The sequence below is a fragment of the Pseudoxanthomonas sp. 134C1 genome, assembly GCF_057773065.1.
The window spans coordinates 191,453-209,122 of the sequence record NZ_JBYMTH010000001.1 but is presented as its reverse complement, the minus strand read 5'-3'; the positions used below and the strand labels follow the sequence as shown (position 1 = coordinate 209,122).

Genomic DNA, 17,670 nt, shown 5'->3' with positions numbered 1-17,670 from the left:
GCTTCGGCCCTGCCCCCACCCTGACCCTCCCACGCCAGCGGGGGAGGGGACGGTTGAACGAGGGATTGGCGCGTCCCTGCGCCCGGAACCTCCTGTTCCTGTCATTCCTGTGCGCATCCTGCGTGGGGGGAATGGAGGCGCGGCTTCTCAACCCCGCATGACGTCGGCTACTGGCACGCCTCGCAGGCTTCCGGGTTCTCCAGCGAACACGACACCGCCTCCACCGCCGTGTAGGCCGGCTTCGGCGCTTCGCTGCCGACGCTGCTCACCGTGGTCTTGGCGATGCGGGTGGCCGGACGCGAGCGCAGGTAGTAGGTGGTCTTGATGCCCTGTTTCCACGCGTACATGTACATGGACGACAGCGCGCCGATGTTCGGACTCTCCATGAACAGGTTGAGCGAGGCCGACTGATCGATGTAGACGCCGCGTTCGGCGGCCATGTCGATCAGCGAGCGCATCGGCAGCTCCCACGCGGTGCGATAGATCTGGCGCAGCGGTTCGGGAATCTGCGAGATGCCCTGGATCGAGCCTTCGGCCAGCTTGATGGCGTCGCGCATCTCCGGGGTCCACAGGCCCAGTTGCTTCAGTTCCGTGACCAGATAGCGGTTGACCTGCAGGAAATCGCCGGACAGCGTCTCGCGCTTGAACAGGTTGGAGATCTGCGGCTCCACGCATTCGTAGCAGCCGGCGATCGAGGCGATGGTCGCGGTCGGGGCGATCGCGATCAGCAGCGAGTTGCGCAGGCCGTGCTCGCGGATGCGAGCGCGCAACGCGTCCCAGCGTGCGCCGTCCCGCGGCGCCACGTTCCAGGCATCGAACTGCAGCTCACCGGCCGAGGCGCGGGTGTCGGCGAAGGACGGATGGCGGCCGCGTTCCTCGGCCAGCTCGCACGAGGTTTCCAGCGCGTGGAAGTAGATGGTCTCGGCGATCTTCTGCGACAGCGCGCGTGCCTCGGCGCTGTCGAAGGCCAGCCGCTTGCGGAAAAACACATCCTGCAGGCCCATGCAACCCAGGCCGACCGGACGCCAGCGCAGGTTGCCGCGACGCGCCGATTCGATCGGGTAGAAGTTCAGATCGATCACCCGATCCAGCTGACGCACCGCCAGCCGCACGGTTTCGGCCAGACGCTCGAAATCGAAGTCGCCGTATTCGTCGAAGTGGCGGGCCAGGTTGATCGAACCCAGATTGCAGACCGCGGTTTCCTCCGCCGAGGTGATCTCCAGGATCTCGGTGCACAGGTTGGACAGGTGGATGACGTTGTTCGCGCGCAGGGTCTGGTTGCTGGCGCGGTTGCACTTGTCCTTGAAGGTCATCCAGCCGTTGCCGGTCTCGGCCAGCGTGCGCATCATCCGCGCGTACAGCTTGCGCGCCGGCACCGCCTTCGCGGCCCTGCCCTGGGTTTCGGCCTGCAGGTAGGCCTGCTCGAACGCTTCGCCGTACAGATCGGTCAGCTCCGGCACGACCCGCGGATCGAACAGCGACCATTCCTGGTCGGCCTCCACCCGCTTCATGAACAGATCCGGCACCCAGTTGGCCAGGTTGAGGTTGTGGGTGCGACGCGATTCGTCACCGGTGTTGTCGCGCAGTTCGAGGAAATCCTCGACATCGGCGTGCCAGGTTTCCAGGTACACGCAGGCGGCGCCCTTGCGTTTGCCGCCCTGGTTGACCGCCGCGACGGAGGAATCCAGCGTCTTCAGCCACGGCACGATGCCGTTGGAATGGCCGTTGGTCGACTTGATCAGCGAGCCGCGCGAACGCACCCGCGTATAGCTGACACCGATGCCGCCACTGAACTTGGACAGTTGGGCGATGTCGCCGTACTTCTGGTAGATGGACTCCAGCGAATCCTGCGGCGAGTCCAGCAGGAAGCACGAGGACAGCTGCTCGTGGGTGGTGCCGGAATTGAACAGGGTCGGCGAGCTGGGCAGGTAGTCCAGGTTGCCCATGCGGCGGTACAGCGCCAGTGCCTCGGACACGTCCTCGCTGAGCGCGCAGGCGATGCGCAGGAAGAACTGCTGCGGGGTCTCGATGACCTTGCGGGTGTGCGGATGACGCAGCAGGTAGCGGTCGTACAGGGTGCGCAGGCCGAAATAGTCGAAATGCAGATCCAGCGAGGCATCCAGCGCGTCGTTGAGCTTGCGCGCATTGGTCTGCACGAAATTCAACAGCCGATCGTTGATCAGGCCGACCTCATGGCCGCGCGTCACCGACTGCGAGAACGCATGGATTTCCTGCCCGGTCACTTCCTTGGCGATGTAGCTGGCCAGCAGGCGCGCGGCCAACCGGCTGTATTCGGGTTCCTCGGCGGTCAGCAGCGCGGCGGTGCGGATGGACAGTTCGTCCAGTTCACGCGTGCTCGCGCCGTCGTACAGGCCGGAGATGGTGCGGGTGGCCACGCGCATCGGGTCGATGGCGTGCAGGCCTTCGCAGCTGCGCTGCACCGCGCGGACGATCTTGTTCAGATCCACCGGCTCGCGGCTGCCGTTGCGCTTGGTCACGCTCATCGCGGTTGCGGTGGGCGGCGAGGTCAACAGGAATGCGTCCTTCTGGGACGGGGAGACGTCGGTTTCAGCGACGGCGGTATCGGTCGGGGTCACGGGGCTTCCTCCATGCGTGATGCACGCGGCGACCTGTCCCTCGCAGGCAGCGGAAGGCCGTATGGAGCATCAGGGTGGGGAAGCGGCGTCGCAGGGGCCGCGACCGTGGGAACGGATGGCCGGCCTGCTTCACCAGCCATCTCCCCCCGGAGATTCCGCGGCCGGCACCGCGCGGTGTGCAACGCGCGGCTGTCGGCAGGTCTTCGGACTCGTGGACGCGGAAGCCCTGCTTCCTCCTAGCCCGTCGCTTCCCAAGGCAAGGCGCCTCAGTGCCAATGACGGGTTCGTTTCCACCTACCGCTGCGGGGCAGCGCCGGCATTCGACCGGCTTCCCTTTTCATCCCCCGGCGTGCGACCGGGAGAACCGACAGCCACAAGATAGTGGGGGCACATGGGAGCGTCAACACCAAATATGGTGATGCATGGACTGTGGAACGCCACTCCTCGCAGCAACGGGCGTTCCACGCATCCGCTATTTCACGAAGCGGATGGCGCCCAGGGCTTCCCGCAGCCGCGCCTGCGCGGTGGCGGTATCGAAAGGCGGCGTGCGCGGCGGATCGTAGACCTCCGGCCGGGTGCCGACGACCAGCAGGTCGATGGCGTAGCAGCGCTCCTGGCGCACGGCGCGGTAGGCGTCCACGGTCAGGTAATGGCTCATCGCGGCATCGCTGGCGCGGAAATGCCGGAACGGCTGGCCATCGATGCGGATTTCATCGCGCGGTGACGGCAATGCCGAGTCGGAGACCTCCAGGCAGGCGGCCACCGCGTCGGGATCATCGCTGATGCCCAGCCGCAATTCCGCCGCGGTGATCTCGTTGGAGCCGTCCAGGATCAGCGCGGCCAGCGCCTTGCCGCGGCTGTCCGGCTTGGCGAACGTCTTCCAGTCGTCGGTCGCGAGATAATCGCGGCGGAAATCGCGGCGCAGGGTGAAGCCCGGCAAGGGCAGGATAGCCACGCCCAGCGCCTCGTCGACGAACTGCGCCTGCAACGCGATGCGTGACGCCTGGGCGTCCGACACCGGCGGCGGCGGCGCTTCCGCCACGCGTGCGGCGGATGCGGCGCGCGCGGTGTCGACCGGATGTTCAGGCTGGCAGGCCGACAGCAGGCCCAGCAGGCAGATCGCACCCAAGCGTTGCGTCATCGCGGTGTTCCTTCTCGTTCACTCCAGCGCGGCCGAGTCTGGCAAAGGCAGGATGAACCGCAACGTCGCGGCGTGAATGGATCCCGCGGACGGCTTCAGCGATGTGGAGAAGAGTTCAGGTTGACGCGATCACGCGTCGCGCGGCGTGCGTGAATCGTCGCGATCGGGTTTGGGCGCGACCCATTGCGCGGCGATGATGCCGGCTTCGTAAAGCAGGCACATCGGAATCGCCAGCATCAGCTGCGAGACCACGTCCGGCGGAGTGATGACGGCGGCCAGGATGAAGATGCCGACCACCGCGTAACCGCGGCCCTGGCGCAATTGCTGCGGCGTCACCCAGCCCAGCAGGGCCAGGATCACCAGCGCCACCGGCAATTCGAAACTCACGCCGAAGGCCAGGAAGATCACCAGCACGAAATCGAGGTATTTGCCGGGATCCGGAGCGATGGTGACGATGTCCGGGGTGAACATCATCAGTGCATGGAACACGCCCGGCAGCACCAGGAAATAGGCGAACGCGCAGCCGGCGTAGAACAGCAGGATGGACGACACCAGCAACGGGAACGCCAGGCGCTTCTCGTGCCGGTACAGGCCCGGCGCGACGAATCCCCAGGCCTGGTACAACAGCCAGGGCGCGGTCAGGAACATGGCGGCGAAGAAAGCCAGCTTGATCGGCGCGAAGAAGCCGGAGGTCGGATCGTTGGCGATCATCTGCGCGGACTGGTTGTCCGGCAATTGGCTCAGCATCGGCAACGCCAGCCGGCTGTACAGCGTTTTCACGAAGGGCAGCAGCGCCACCAGCACGATCACGACGCCCAGCAGCGCCCGCATCAGGCGCGTGCGCAGTTCCAGCAGATGGCCCATCAGGCTGCTTTCGGCCTGATCCTCAGGTGCGTCGTGGTTCATCGCTGCTGCCATGGGACAGGGGGACGTCTTCTCCACCCGCGGGCGCCGCGGGTTCTTCCGCCTGCTCCGGCGGGGAGGACGGTGTCGGCGAACGCTCCACCGACGAGCGCAGGTCTTCGAACTCGCGTTCGGTTTCCGCCGCGCTCTCGCGGACCTTGCGTTCGGTCTCGCGCAGCGCTTCCTCGGTGTCGCGCAGGCTGCGCTTCAGTTCATCGGCGGCCAGCTCGCGCTCCAGTTCGTCCTTCACGGAATGCCATTGCGCGCGCGCGCGGCGCACCCACAGGCCGGCAAAACGCGCGACCTTGGGCAGGCGCTCGGGACCGAGGACGATCAACGCCACGATGGCGATGACCACCAGTTCGGGGAAACCGATGTCGAACATGGCGGCAGGGGACCGCGCTTACTGCTGCGAGTTGTCGCGATCCTTGGACGTGCTGGACTCGCTGTTGCGGGACTGCGATTGGTCGTCAAGCCGTTCGACCGGCTTGTCCTCGTCCTGCTGCATGCCCTTCTTGAAGCCCTTGACCGCCTCGCCCAGATCCTGGCCGACGTTGCGCAAGCGCTTGGTGCCGAAGATCAGCAGAACGACCACCAGAACGATGATCCAATGCCAGATGCTGAAACCGCCCATGGTCTTCTCGTGCGTTGAGTAATGAAATCAGGCGATCAGCATAGCGCAGGCACGCCCGGAGATCCCGGGCGCGCGCTGGGGTTTTCGCTTTTTCAGGGCGTACCGTTGAGCGGTTCAGTGCGGATTTCGCCTTCGGCGACCGGCTGGAAACCGGACTGTGCCGGCGGCGTGGCCGGCGCCTGGCCCAGCGGCGCGGTTTCGGCGACCGGCGCGGTCTGGCTGGCGGGCGCGACCGCGGTCGCCGGCGTGACGGTGGCGGCCGGTGCTGCGGGCGCGGACCGGCCACTGCGCGCGGCGCGGGCGGCGGCGGTCACTTCCTCGAGCTGATCCCGGAAACCGACCACGGCACCGGACGGATGGCCGGCACGACCCTCGAAGATGGCGCGCGGCGTGCTGCCGCCGCCGTAGACCGCGGTGTTGGCCTCGTCATCGATCTGCAACACGGCGCCATCCAGCGCCACGCCGGCGAACAGGCCGCGGGCGCGCGACCACGACCAGATCTCGGCCTTGAGCTGGCCATCGGTGGCGGCGGCGGCATTGCGGCCCACCGGACCGGCGGCCACGCCGGCGTCGGCGCCCAGGGTGATCTTGCCGTTGACGATGTTGTCCAGATTGCGGTCGTTGCGGAACACCAGGACGATGTCCGACGACTGCACGCCGGCCTGGAAGCCGATGCTCCCGCCGGTCAGCTTGACGAACACCGGTTGCGACCAGGTGCCGTCCGGATTCTTGACCGACATCAGGCCGTGGCCGCGACGCCCGCCGAAGACCAGTCCGGCCTTGAGGGTGTCGGGAATGACGACGATGGCGCGGCCTTCATCCAGCAGCTTGTCGGGAATGCCTTCCTCGGGGATGCGGCGGATTTCGTCCAGCACCCGCACCGCGTTGGTGGCGCGTTCGTCTTCCTTGGGGCCGGCGAGGGCCTGGCCGGCGAACAGGGCGGTGGCCAGCAGGGTCGCTGCCGGCAGCATGAGCAGGCGGGAATGGCGGCGTTTCATGGGCGCTCCGAAGGTGGATTCGCAGAAATTTACTGCAACTGCTTGAAAATAGGTGTACTTGAATGAATCGGCGCTGAGGATTCCAGCCTTCGCGCGCCGTCCATCGACCCGCCCGAAGATCGTCATCGATACGAAGCAGCGGTTCACAAGAGTGCGCTCTGCCACAATACGCGGATGCCCGACGCACCCGATACCGCGCTGATCGCGGTCAATCTAGGCACGCCCGAGGCGCCCACGGCTTCCGCCGTCCGGCGTTATCTGGGCGAGTTCCTGCAGGATCCCCGCGTGGTCCAGCTCAGCCGCTGGATCTGGCTGCCGCTGCTGCACGGCCTGATCCTGCCGCTGCGCGGTCCGCGCGCGGCCCACAAGTACGCGCAGATCTGGTTGCCGGACGGCTCGCCGCTGGCGGTGCATACCCGCCGCCTGGCCGAAGCGCTGCAGCAGCGCCTGCCGCGCTGGCGGGTGGTAGACGCCATGCGCTACGGCCGGCCGGCCCTGCCGGAGCGGTTGCGCGAACTGCGTGAGGCGGGTGTCCGCCGATTGATCGTGCTGCCGCTGTATCCGCAGTACTCGACCACCACCACCGAGTCGGTGAAGGACGTGCTGGCGCGCGAGGCCAGGGGCTTTGATCTGACCGTGGTCGACGACTACTCGGTCGACGGCGGCTGGGTGCGCGCGGTCGCGGATTCAATCCGCGAGTGGCGGGCGCGCAACGGTGCCGGCGAGCACCTGCTGTTCTCGTTCCACGGCCTGCCGCAGCGGCTGGCCCGCGAGGGCGATCCCTATCCGCGACGCTGCGAGGCCAGCAGTCGCGCGATTGCGGCGGCGCTGGGCCTGGGCGAGGGCGAATGGACCCTGACCTACCAGTCGCGTTTCGGCAAGGAGCGCTGGTTGGAACCGGCCACCGACGCCACCCTCGACGCGATGGCTGCGCACGGCCTGCGCAAGGTCGATGTGGTCTGCCCCGGTTTCGCGGTGGACTGCCTGGAGACGCTGGAGGAAGTGGGCATCGGTTTCGCCCGCCGGTTCGCCGACCAGGGCGGTGAGCTGCGCTACATCCCCTGCCTCAACGCCACGCCGGCCCACGCCGACGCGCTGGCGGCGCTGGCGCGGCAGGTGGCCGGGGAGTCGGCGTGAGGCTGGAGGAGTTCTCCGCCGATATCGCGATGGGTCGCATCGGTGGCCTGCGTGGTGGCGAGGCGGGCGGGACGCGGGTGCTCGCGCTGCATGGCTGGCTGGACAACGCCGCCAGCTTCCTGCCGCTCGCCGACCATCTTTCCGGGATCGAACTGGTGGTGCCGGATCTGCCCGGGCACGGCCACAGCGTGCATATCGGACCGGGCGCCGAGTACACCAGCGGCGTGGCGGTCAACGCGGTGCTGGATCTGGCCGATGCGCTGGGCTGGGACGAGTTCTGCCTGCTCGGCCACTCGATGGGCGCCGGCATCGCCAGCCTGCTGGCCGCATCCTCGCCACGGCGGGTACGCCGCCTGGTCGCGATCGAGGCGCTCGGCGGCCTGTCGGAAACCGTGGATCGCACCGCCGCGCGCTGGCAGGAGGCCATTGCCGCCGCGCGCGCGCTGCCGGGCAAGCGCCTGCGCGTGTTCACCGATATCGCCGCGCCGATCCGCGCGCGCATGCAGGCCAACCAGTTGAGCGAAACCAATGCGCGCCTGCTGGTCGAGCGCGGCATCCGCGCGGTGGACGGCGGTCATGTCTGGAGCAGCGACCAGCGCCTGACCCTGCCCACGCCGCAGCGGCTGGACGAGGCCCAGATCGCCGCACTGGTCGCCGACATCCGCTGTCCGACCCGGGTGATCTTCGCCGAACCTGCGCAGCCCTATTTCCCCGAACCGCTGCGCAGCCAGCGCGCGGGCCTGCTGCCGGATGGCGAACTGATCGTCATGCCCGGCACCCACCACCTGCACATGGACGACCCGGCCGGCGTGGCGCGCGCGATCGGGGATTTCCTCGCCGCGTCCGGCGCCTGAACAGGAAAAGCGGCCCGAGGGCCGCTTTTCCTGCTTTGCGGAGATTCCGTATCCGCCCGAAGCCATTCGGCCGCGGGCACGGAGGGCGGGACAGTGATTACTGCGCGGCGGTTTCCGCTTCCATCACCTGCAGGCCGACCGAGACCGGTTCGCCCGCGCCTTCGCCGTTGAACGAAACGGTGGCCTTGCGACCGTCCTTCTCGTAGGCCAGCAGGCCCTCGTTGGCGCTGCCCTGCATCGCCATCGTCTGCTTCCAGCCCTGCTTTTCCATCGCCGTGCGCGCATCGGCGTAGAGCTTGGCGACTTCGCCCGGGGCTTTCAGCGCGATCAGCAGGGTCTTGTTCACTTCCATCACGCTCTCGACGGCGTAGCCGGTCGGCAGATAGATGTCCTTGGGGAAGTTGGCCGGCAGCGTCGCGCTGTCCCCCGTGTGGATCTTCATCTCGCCCTCGTCGGTCTTGATGGTGACCGACTCGCCATCCTTGTCGACGTCGACCTTGTGGCCGGTCGCCTTCTCCAGTGCCGCTTCCGCCAGGCTTTCCTCGGCCGATTTCTTGCAGCCCGCCAGGGCCAGCGCCATGCAGCACAACAACAGCATTCCACGCATTCCGCATTTCTCCTTGTAGGTGTCCGGTATGGGATCACGGCGTCCGGACCGGGCCGTTATCGGAAGGAACGATAGCGGAAACCTCAGCCGGCCAGCAGCGCACGCAATCCGGCCTTGAGACGGCGGCCGTGTTCATGGAAGTAGGCGCGCTCATCGCGCCAGGCCGGAAACCGCGCCTCCACCTCGCGCCAGAACGCACGCGAATGATTGGCGTGGATGAGGTGGCACAACTCGTGGACCAGGACGTACTCGAATGCCGAGGGCCGCGCGATGATCAGCGACAGATCCAGGGCCATCGCGCCGTCCGGACTCAGTGAACCCCACAGCGAGGACATCATCTTCAGGCGGATCGGCGAGGGCGCGCGCGGCAGCGCCGCCAGATAGCGGGGCAGCCAGCGGTTGATGTCCGCGCGCGCCTCGGTCTCGTAGAACGCGCGCAGGTGCCGGCGCAGGGCGGCTTCACCGAGCCGGGCCGGCAACTGGATGCGGATGCTTTCGCCATCGTGGCGGATGGCGGCGTAGCGGGCTTCCTGCCAGTCCACCGGTACCTCACGCCCGCGCAGCGGCAGGCTGGCGGTGGCGAAAGGTTCCAGCGAGGGCAGGGCTTCGGCGCCGAGCTGCCGCGCCAGCTGTGCCTGCAGCCAGGCGCGGTGTTCGTGCAGGAAACGTTCGCCCGAGACCAGGCTGGCGCGCATCGGCAGGGTCAGCCGCGCGCCGCGCTCGTCAACGCTCAGCTTGAGCCGGCGCGCGCGCGGATCGCGGACCCGCTGCACCTCGATCCGGCGGCCATCTTCCAGTTGCAGCGCGACGACGTCGCGCTCGACGCCGCGTGGCGTCTTGGCGATCAGGCGTTGCAACCGGAAGGGCATGGACAAAAGCATCGCATGGAATGCCCGGCTGCTGGCTGTCCGGGGGATCGGCGACGGGAATGGACCCGCCATGCGGCGGTTGAAAAGCGCTTGCTCATGGCGCGAAAAGCGAAATCCCCCTCAGTTCCCCTTTTTCAAAGGGGGAGTAAAGGCAGAGGCTCTTACGGATTCCGGCTTTCAACGGCCGCATGGCCGATCATCCCCAATCCCGCCGCATCAGGCCTCCGCCTTGCTCAGCTTCAGCGCGCCTTCCAGCACGATGAACAGGCGCTTCACCTCGCCGGCCATCAGCGCGAAGCGGGCGTCGAGTTCGGCGCGCAGATCCTCGCGTTCGGTGTTCTCCAGCTGATCCACCACGCCGTCCAGGAACTTCAGCTTGCGGATGATCAGATCCTCGCCGAGGACGAAGGACACGTGATCGTCCAGGGTCAGGGCCAGTTTGGTGACCTGTTTGCCGGCTTCCAGATGCTTGGCGATCTCGTCGCTCTGCAGTTCCTGGTGCTGGCACTTGACCACCGCGCCGCCGTCCATCGCGTCCTTGAGCTCGCATTCCTCGCCCAGGCTCAGGCCCTCGGGCAGCGGTTCGCCGGCGATCCAGCCGGTCATGATCGCGCGTGGCGCCACTTCCGCGTTGAGCGGCAGGGCCGGGAAGCTGCCCATCGCGCGGCGGACTTCGGAGACGACGTTCTCGCCGCTCTTGCGCGAGGAACTGTCCACGGCGATGAAGCCGTGTTCCAGATCCACCAGTGCGTCGGTACGCGAGGGTTTGACGAAGGCGCGCGGCAACAGCTCCATCAGCAGATCGTCCTTCAGCCGCTTGCGGGTGCGCCCGCTGGGCTTGCGGCCTTCCTTCTCCTCGATTTCCTCCAGCTTGCGCGCCAGCAGGTCGTTGACCACCGCGCCGGGCAGGATCTTGTCCTCGCCGCCCACGCTCAGCCAGATCGCGTCCTGGATGCGGTGCGACAGTGTTTCCTCGCCCCGCCCGAACGGCGAGATGAAGCCGCGCGAGGACAGCTCCAGCGGGCCGACCGGTTTGAGCCGGGCCTCGGGAAGCAGTTCATCGAGCTGGGAGAAATCGAGCGAGGGATTGAAGCGGAACAGCGTCAGGTTGCGGAAGAACATTTAGTAGCCGGGATTGGGGATTCGGGAGTGGGGATTCGGTCAGGCGGAAGAGATGGGGGTGGTGTTACGAATCCCCAATCTCCAATCCCGAATCCCGTGCTTCATCGGCCAGCCACGCGTGCGCGTCGGGCTGCCGCGCGCCTTCGCGGTGGCCAAGGGAGAGGAAGTCGAACAGTTTCGGATCGCTCAGCTGCGAGGGCCGGATGTCGCCCAGCGCGCGTGAGATGGTTTCGATGCGGCCGGGGGTTTCGCGCTCCCAGGCGTCCATCATCTTCTTGACCTGCTTGCGTTGCAGGTTCTCCTGGCTGCCGCACAGGTTGCACGGAATGATCGGGAAGCCTTTCGCCTCGGCGTAGGTTTCGATGTCCGATTCGCGGACATACGCCAGCGGCCGGATCACCACGTGTTTGCCGTCGTCGGACCGCAGCTTGGGGGGCATGCCGGCGAGCTTGGCGTGGAAGAACAGATTGAGGAAGAAGGTCGCCACCAGGTCGTCGCGGTGGTGACCCAGCGCGATCTTGGTGAAGCCCTGTTCCTCGGCATGCGAATACAGCGCGCCACGGCGCAGCCGCGAACACAGGGAGCACATGGTCTTGCCTTCCGGCACCACCCGCGACACCACCGAATAGGTGTCCTGCTCCAGGATCCGGTAAGGCACCCCGATCGATTCAAGGTAGTCCGGCAGGATGTGCTCGGGGAAACCGGGTTGCTTCTGATCCAGGTTCACCGCCACCAGCTCGAACCTGACCGGCGCCTTCTTCTGCAACTGCAGCAGGATGTCCAGCATCGTGTAGCTGTCCTTGCCGCCGGACAGGCACACCATGATCCTGTCGCCTTCCTCGATCATCCCGTAGTCGGCGATCGCCTGGCCGACCTGGCGGCGCAGGCGCTTGCCGAGCTTGCCCTGTTCGCGGGCGTGGCGACGGGGATCCGAAGCGCGCGGCGCGGGATCGGCGAGGACCTGGGGCAGGGAATGGGTGGCGTTCATGCGAACGGTCATTGTACCGGTCGGGCTGCAATGACGACGAAACCCCGCCCGGTGTACGCTCGCTGCGTGGACACCCAGAACCCCGCCGACATCGCCCAGCGCATCGCTGAACTCCGGCGCGAGCACCGCGAGCTGGACGAGGCGATCGCGCAATGGGTCGCCAGTGACCCGGAAACCGACGAAGTCGCCATCAAGCGCATGAAGAAGCGCAAGCTCTGGTTGAAGGACTGCATCGCCCGCCTGGAGAGTGCGCTGATTCCCGACGAGCCGGCCTGACCGCGGCCCCGTCCGTCCGCCCCATCCACGTCCCATCCCGCCCGAAGCTGACGCGTCGCGTCACCTGCCGCCACCCGCGCAGGCAGGTTCCGGCGGGGCGGCCCCGCGGCAGGCCTCGTCTGCAAGGGGATCCGGCGGTCCTGGCCGGAGTTGGCCCGATGCTTGCTTCATTTCTGTGAACAGGTGCCCATTTCGGGCGAGCAGAACGTGGCCAGAGCCGCATGAACCAGGAAAACGAAGCCATCGCCGGTGGATTCCCGCCGCGCGAACCGGGCGTGGCCACGGGCCCGCTGCGGGTGCGCCGCATCGCCCCCGGCGAGGCGCTCGGCGACGTGCAGCGATTGCGTCGCGAGGTGTACTTCCTCGAACGGGGCCGCCCGGATGGCCGCGGCAAGCGCATCGCCGATGGTCTGGATGGCAGCGGCACCACCGTCGTGGTCGAGGTCGGGCCGCAGGCCGTGGCCACGCTGCGCCTGCACGACTTCGGCTCGCCGGCGGTGCAGGTGGAATACGGCAGCCTGTTCCAGGTCGATCGGTTCGCCCGCGCCTGGCCGCCGCAGAGCGTGGCGGTCGGCACCCGCTTCGCGGTGCAGGCGGACCAGCGCGCCAAGCGCGTGGTGGATCGGCTGATGGAAGGCACCTACCGCTGGGCGCAGGACAACGGTGTCCGCTTCTGGCTGGTGGCCTGCGAACCGTTCCTGATCGACGCGTTCGAACATTATGGTTTTCGCGAATACCTGCCGCCGGCCATCCTGGCTGGCGGCGCGGAACTGCTGCGGATGGCGCTGGTGATCGACGATGCCGCGCACCTGGGCGAATGCGGCTCGCCGCTGCGCGATCTGGTCGAAAATCCGGCCGCGGGCGCCACCGCCAAGGCGTGGTTGACCCGCAGCTTCGGGCATCTCAACTGACGCCCCGCGGCGGTCAGTCGATGATCAGCGTGCTGCCCGCGCTTATCTGGTCGTAGCGATAGACGCCGTCGGAGAACTGTTCGGCGACCTTCCACACCGGCTCAAGATAGAGCGCATGGGTCGAATGATGGATCGGGAGCACGGCGCGGGGATGGATCGCGTCGGCCAGCGCGCGCAGATCCGAACCGCGCATGCTCAGCTGGCCGAACATTCCGCCATTGCCGCCGACGCCACCCACGTGCCCGATGAGCAGATCCGGCGCTCCCAGCGGTTGGATGCGGGCGATCACCCGGGCGGTGGGGAAGGTGTCGCCGGTCCAGTAGACCGAACGCTGCCAGTCGCCCTGGCGGAACGTCATCCAGTAGCCGTTCCCCTGCCCCAGCCTGGCGGTGACATCGGGGTTGGCCGAATGCTCGGCGGGCACCGCGGTGATCTCGATCGAGCCGTGGGCGGTCTTGATGCTCAGCGTCTGGTCCCACTCCGTGGGGCGGCCGGCCACGAAGCCCAGCTCCCGCAGGCGGGGGGCGTCGACTTCCGGCAGGACGACGGGCACGTTCCGGGCCAGTGTCGCGGCAGCCTTCTGGTCGAAATGATCCTCATGCAGGTGGCTGACCAGCACGTGTCCGACGCCGTCCAGCGGGACGGCGGGCAGCGACGCCAGACGCCGATGCATGACCGGAACCGGCGGTGCGTTGCCCGCCGGCGCATTGGGGTCGAGCATTTCAAAGGCCTGCGCGCCTTCTCCCAGCGCGGGGTCGGTGAGCAGTTGGTGGCCGTCGAAAGTGAGCCGCATCGTCGCGGCCCCCAGCCATTCGATTTCCAGCCGCGGCGCGGTTTCACCGGCGGTGAGCAGGGGAGCGGCCGCCGCCAGGGCAATGCCCAGTGCGAGCCGCGGAAGAACGGATTTCATGGATGCCTCCAGGGGCAGGGTGTTGAAGTGGAGGCACTCTAGCGGGCAGGATTGAGTGGAATAACCACCTGAAAGTGGAAACACTGGGCAGATAAATCAGCCAATGAGTGATCTGACGCAGATTCAGACCTTCATGGAAGTCGCGCGGGCGCGCAGCTTCAGCGCGGCGGCCGGGCGGTTGGACCTGCCGCGTTCGACGGTGGCCGCGCGGGTGCGGGCGCTGGAGGCGCGGCTGGGCACGCGCCTGCTCCAGCGGACGACGCGGGTCGTCACCGTCACCGAGGACGGCGAGCGCTATCTGCGCGCCTGCGAGCAGGCATTGGGTGCTTTGGGCGAGGTCGAGGACGAATTGCGGTCGCGGCAGGGGCTGTCGGGGCTCGTGCGGCTGTCGGTCCCGGTCGACTTCCCCATGGAGGTGCTGGCGCGGCTGTTGACCGGGTTCAAGCAGGCCCACCCGGGCGTCCGGCTATGGGTGGATGTTTCAGACGAACCGGTGAACCTGATCGAGGATCGATATGACCTCGCCCTGAGAGGCCGTGATCCCGGCATGCCCGGGCTGGTCGCGCGCCGGATCGGCATCGAAGCGCTGGGACTCTACGAAGCGCCAACGGCGCTCGCGCAAGGAGCGGCGCGACCCCTGCTCGATCCGCTCGAGGCCGCCGGTGAGACGACGGGGAGCGATTCGTTGTCCATCGCGACCCGCAGCCTTGCGTTGGCCCGGCAGCTGGCGCTGGACGGCGAGGTCAGGGCGATCCTGCCGGATGCCCTGTGCGCGCGGGATGTCGCGGCCGGCAGGCTCCGTCGGGTGGAGCCCGATGCCGACCGATACGACATGGGGGTGTTCCTGGTGTTTCCCTCGCGTCAGCATCTCCCGGCGCGGGTGCGCGCGCTGATCGACCATCTGGCCGAGGCACTGGCGAAGGCGCGATAGCGATCAGCGAACCGAAGCGCGACGCCGCGGCTGATCGGACACCCGGCCGGGAAGTGATTTCACTCCACCGGTGCGACGGGTTCCGCCGGCGCCGCTGCTTCCGGGCTGACCCGCTCGATCGTGTGGCGCAGTTCGCGACCCAGGATCACCTTGGCGTCCTTGGCCCAGGCATCCAGGCGTTCGTCGAACACCAGCTTGCTGTTTTCGTCCGGCCACACCAGCTTGATCTCGCGCAGCTTGCGGATGAAACCGCGGAACAGCGTCCGGTCGAAGAACTCCGGCGCGGCCGGCGCGTACAGCAGGCTCAGGCGCTGCGCGGCCTGCTGACACAGGCTTTCCAGCTCGGCGGCGCCGAGCTTGCCGGGGCCGTTCTTCACCAGCACCGAGATGGCGATGTAGTAGCGCTCGAACGCCTGCTGCAGCGAGTGGCCGATGGCGCGCAGGCGGAACACCTCGTCGGTCTGTCCGGCGCTGCGCGCCAGGATGCCGCCGTCCTCCTCGTTGACCTGCTGCAGCAGGCCTTCGCGGATGAACACGTCGACGGTGCGATCCATGCGCTCGACGAACTCGTCCTCGCTCCACGGCAGGAACAGCTCCTCCTGCAGGAACGGATACAGTCCGCGCCCCAGGCGCAGCACGCCGGCCCGGCTCATGCGCCGGTTGTTCTGGAAACAGCAGGCGATCCACGACGACGCGGTGAACAGGTGCAGCACGTTGTTGCGGTAGTAGCTCATCAGCACCGCGGTGTCGTCGCTGTCGAAGCTGATCACGTCGCCCAGCGGATGCTTGATGCGGCGGAGCACGCCGATCTCCTCGCCGTGGGCGATGATCCGCTCCGGCGAGTGCGGAGTGACCGTCACCCGGTCCGAATACGGCAGATCCGCCAGCATCGACTTGGACAGCTCGATCTGCGCGATCAGATCCACCTCGCCCATCGCGTGCTTGGGCGTGGACAGCAGCGCCAGCGCCAGCAGGTTGATCGGGTTCACGTCGGCGGCGCGATTGATGTTGACGTGGATGCGCTGGGCCAGGGTGTCGATGGTGTCGGACAGCCAGGCCGGCTTCTCATCCTCGGAGACCGGCTTGCCGTCCCATTCCGGCGCGTGTTCGGCCAGCACCTCGCCCAGCGGGATCGGTTCGCCGAAATTCACCACCACCTGGCCGTAGTTCTGCTTGAGCACCTTGGGGATGTTCCACAGCAGCACCCAGATGGATTCCTTCTCCTTGGGCCGGCCGCTGAGTTCGTCCAGGTAGCTGTTGCCTTCCAGCAGTTTCTCGTAGCCGATGTAGACCGGCTGGAACAGCACCGGTTTGCGCGGCTGGCGCAGGAACGCGCGCACCGTCATCGAGATCATGCCGCCCTTGGGGGGCAGCAGCCGGCCGGTGCGCGAGCGACCGCCCTCGATGAAGTACTCCAGCGAGTAGCCGCCGGAAACCAGCTGCGCCACGTATTCGGTGAACACCGCCGAGTACAGCGGGTTGCCGCGGAAACTGCGGCGCATGAAGAACGCGCCACCCTTGCGCAGGATGGTTCCGACCACCGGCAGGTTGAGGTTGATGCCGGCGGCGATGTGCGGCGGCACGATGCCGCGTTCGTACAGCAGGTACGACAGCAGCAGGTAGTCCATGTGGCTGCGGTGGCAGGGCACGTAGACCACTTCATGTCCGGGCGCGGCTTCCTTGAACTTGTCCAGGTGGTGGACCAGCACGCCGTCGTAGATCTGGTTCCAGACGTGCGAGAGCAGGAAGCTGGCCGAACGCACCACCGGGTTGGAATAGTCGGCGGCGATTTCCCAGGCGTAGGCATGCGCCTTCTTCCAGGCGTCTTCCGGCTTGCTCTTGTCGCGCTTGGCCTGCTCGGCGATCGCCTCGCGCACCGGCTCGGACGCCAGCACCTGGTCCACCAGCAGGCGGCGGGTGGACAGGTCGGGTCCGATGATGGCTTCGCGGATGCGGTGGAAGTGCGTGCGCAGTACCCGCGAGAGCTTGCGCACCGTGCGTTCCGGATCCAGCCCCTCGGCCACGGTGTCGCGCAGCGACACCGGCGGGGCGAAGCGGACGATGGTGCCGCGTCCGTTCAACAGGATCGCCAGCAGCCGGCGGAAGCGGCCGACGATGGCCCAGTTTTCCGAGAACAGCACCGAGAACCAGCCGCTCTGCTTGTCCGGCGCCCGGCCGACGAAGATCGACACCGGCACCAGCTGCACGTCCAGTTCCGGGTTCGCGCGGTGGGCCTCGAGCAGCTTGGCCAGCGAGCCGGAATGGGTCTTGGCGCTGATCTGGTCGGGAATCAGGGTGCTGGCGTTGCGCCGGGACAGCGCCACGTAGGCGCGCTTGCGGCCCAGCGGGTCACCGCCGACCGGCAGCGGTTCCAGCGGCGAGGGCAGGCCGGCGTCGCGGCAGGCGCGGTCCAGGATCAGCGCGTTGGACAGGCCGTAGTCCTCCAGCACGTAGCAGACCGGGCGCCCGTCCACGACTTCCCGCGGCGATTCCGGCTCGATGCGCAGGGACAACCAGGGATCGGCGAGGCGTCCCAGGAGCCGGGCCCACAGCGGTCGCCGCGAGGCGCGCGCGGGCGCCGCCGGCACCGGCGCGCGGGCGGGGGGCGCGGATTCGGACGCCGACTCGCGCGGCGCCTCCGGTTTCTTCTCCGGCGGCGTCGGGGCGGGGGCTTCCGGGAACGGCAGGGGGTTCTGTTCTGGCATCGGCGGCATTATGGCGCACGGGCCTGTCCGGCTGGAAAGCGCGGACCCGCCCGGGGGAGCGGCAGGTTCAGGCGCCGGGAATGACGC

Annotated in this window: 17 protein-coding genes and 1 riboswitch; of the genes, 5 read left to right on the top strand and 12 right to left on the bottom strand. The window is 67.6% G+C overall.

The genetic code is table 11. The features are described from left to right. Positions 1-167: 167 nt before the first annotated feature. The 6 genes from AC3DEZ_RS00905 to AC3DEZ_RS00880 all read right to left on the bottom strand — a co-directional run bounded on the left by AC3DEZ_RS00905 (position 168) and on the right by AC3DEZ_RS00880 (position 6,246). Positions 168-2,504 carry a ribonucleoside-diphosphate reductase subunit alpha gene (locus AC3DEZ_RS00905; protein ID WP_488387028.1) on the bottom strand — a complete coding sequence of 779 codons (2,337 nt, stop codon included), beginning with the start codon at positions 2,502-2,504 and terminating at the stop codon, positions 168-170. 270 nt (positions 2,505-2,774) lie between these two features. Then, a riboswitch (cobalamin riboswitch) is annotated at positions 2,775-2,981 on the bottom strand. A gap of 88 nt (positions 2,982-3,069) precedes the next feature. Beyond that, entirely contained in the window at positions 3,070-3,738 is a 669-nt protein-coding gene (locus AC3DEZ_RS00900) for a hypothetical protein (protein WP_488386516.1), read from the bottom strand. A gap of 129 nt (positions 3,739-3,867) precedes the next feature. After that, positions 3,868-4,644, bottom strand: coding sequence for a twin-arginine translocase subunit TatC (gene tatC / locus AC3DEZ_RS00895; RefSeq protein WP_488386515.1), 777 nt, complete (start codon positions 4,642-4,644; stop codon positions 3,868-3,870). Continuing rightward, positions 4,625-5,026 (bottom strand): Sec-independent protein translocase protein TatB, encoded by a 402-nt coding sequence (gene tatB / locus AC3DEZ_RS00890; protein ID WP_447103941.1) that lies wholly within the window; start codon positions 5,024-5,026, stop codon positions 4,625-4,627. The genes tatC and tatB overlap by 20 nt, the downstream gene beginning before the upstream one ends. 18 nt (positions 5,027-5,044) lie before the next feature. Next, a complete protein-coding gene (tatA, locus tag AC3DEZ_RS00885) occupies positions 5,045-5,275 on the bottom strand; it encodes a Sec-independent protein translocase subunit TatA (RefSeq protein WP_447103940.1) in 231 nt (76 codons plus the stop codon). A 92-nt stretch (positions 5,276-5,367) separates the two neighbouring features. After that, positions 5,368-6,246 (bottom strand): lipid-binding SYLF domain-containing protein, encoded by an 879-nt coding sequence (locus AC3DEZ_RS00880; RefSeq protein ID WP_488387027.1) that lies wholly within the window; start codon positions 6,244-6,246, stop codon positions 5,368-5,370. A 201-nt stretch (positions 6,247-6,447) separates the two neighbouring features. On the opposite strand from AC3DEZ_RS00880, the gene hemH reads away from it, so the two are divergent. Continuing rightward, complete coding sequence (gene hemH, locus AC3DEZ_RS00875; RefSeq protein WP_488386514.1) at positions 6,448-7,410, top strand: ferrochelatase; 963 nt, start codon at positions 6,448-6,450, stop codon at positions 7,408-7,410. Next, a complete protein-coding gene (locus AC3DEZ_RS00870) occupies positions 7,407-8,264 on the top strand; it encodes an alpha/beta fold hydrolase (RefSeq protein WP_488386513.1) in 858 nt (285 codons plus the stop codon). The genes hemH and AC3DEZ_RS00870 overlap by 4 nt, the downstream gene beginning before the upstream one ends. A 97-nt stretch (positions 8,265-8,361) precedes the next feature. On the opposite strand, the gene AC3DEZ_RS00865 is transcribed toward AC3DEZ_RS00870, so the two are convergent. From AC3DEZ_RS00865 to ttcA, 4 genes are all read right to left on the bottom strand, one after another. Then, the gene (locus AC3DEZ_RS00865; RefSeq protein ID WP_488386512.1) at positions 8,362-8,871 is read right to left on the bottom strand and encodes a hypothetical protein; all 510 of its coding nucleotides are present in this window, start codon (positions 8,869-8,871) and stop codon (positions 8,362-8,364) included. Between the two features lie 83 nt (positions 8,872-8,954). Beyond that, positions 8,955-9,740 (bottom strand): M48 family metallopeptidase, encoded by a 786-nt coding sequence (locus tag AC3DEZ_RS00860; protein WP_488386511.1) that lies wholly within the window; start codon positions 9,738-9,740, stop codon positions 8,955-8,957. A gap of 216 nt (positions 9,741-9,956) precedes the next feature. After that, positions 9,957-10,862: a recombination-associated protein RdgC gene (locus tag AC3DEZ_RS00855; protein ID WP_447103936.1), complete on the bottom strand. Its 906-nt coding sequence runs from the start codon at positions 10,860-10,862 to the stop codon at positions 9,957-9,959. Positions 10,863-10,926: 64 nt separating this feature from the next. Further along, positions 10,927-11,850 (bottom strand): tRNA 2-thiocytidine(32) synthetase TtcA, encoded by a 924-nt coding sequence (gene ttcA / locus AC3DEZ_RS00850; protein WP_488386510.1) that lies wholly within the window; start codon positions 11,848-11,850, stop codon positions 10,927-10,929. Between the two features lie 66 nt (positions 11,851-11,916). On the opposite strand from ttcA, the gene AC3DEZ_RS00845 reads away from it, so the two are divergent. Both AC3DEZ_RS00845 and AC3DEZ_RS00840 read left to right on the top strand, forming a co-directional pair. Continuing rightward, the gene (locus tag AC3DEZ_RS00845; protein WP_295382649.1) at positions 11,917-12,126 is read left to right on the top strand and encodes a YdcH family protein; all 210 of its coding nucleotides are present in this window, start codon (positions 11,917-11,919) and stop codon (positions 12,124-12,126) included. Positions 12,127-12,347: 221 nt separating this feature from the next. Further along, positions 12,348-13,037, top strand: coding sequence for an N-acyl amino acid synthase FeeM domain-containing protein (locus AC3DEZ_RS00840; protein WP_488386509.1), 690 nt, complete (start codon positions 12,348-12,350; stop codon positions 13,035-13,037). Positions 13,038-13,050: 13 nt separating this feature from the next. Here AC3DEZ_RS00840 and AC3DEZ_RS00835 read toward each other — a convergent pair whose 3' ends face one another. After that, complete coding sequence (locus tag AC3DEZ_RS00835; protein WP_488386508.1) at positions 13,051-13,947, bottom strand: MBL fold metallo-hydrolase; 897 nt, start codon at positions 13,945-13,947, stop codon at positions 13,051-13,053. A gap of 103 nt (positions 13,948-14,050) precedes the next feature. On the opposite strand from AC3DEZ_RS00835, the gene AC3DEZ_RS00830 reads away from it, so the two are divergent. After that, on the top strand, positions 14,051-14,878 hold the full coding sequence (locus AC3DEZ_RS00830) for a LysR family transcriptional regulator (protein WP_488386507.1): 828 nt from the start codon (positions 14,051-14,053) through the stop codon (positions 14,876-14,878). A 59-nt stretch (positions 14,879-14,937) separates the two neighbouring features. Here the strand turns inward: AC3DEZ_RS00830 and plsB are convergent, their stop codons facing one another. Beyond that, positions 14,938-17,592 carry a glycerol-3-phosphate 1-O-acyltransferase PlsB gene (gene plsB / locus AC3DEZ_RS00825; RefSeq protein ID WP_488386506.1) on the bottom strand — a complete coding sequence of 885 codons (2,655 nt, stop codon included), beginning with the start codon at positions 17,590-17,592 and terminating at the stop codon, positions 14,938-14,940. Positions 17,593-17,670 lie beyond the last annotated feature (78 nt).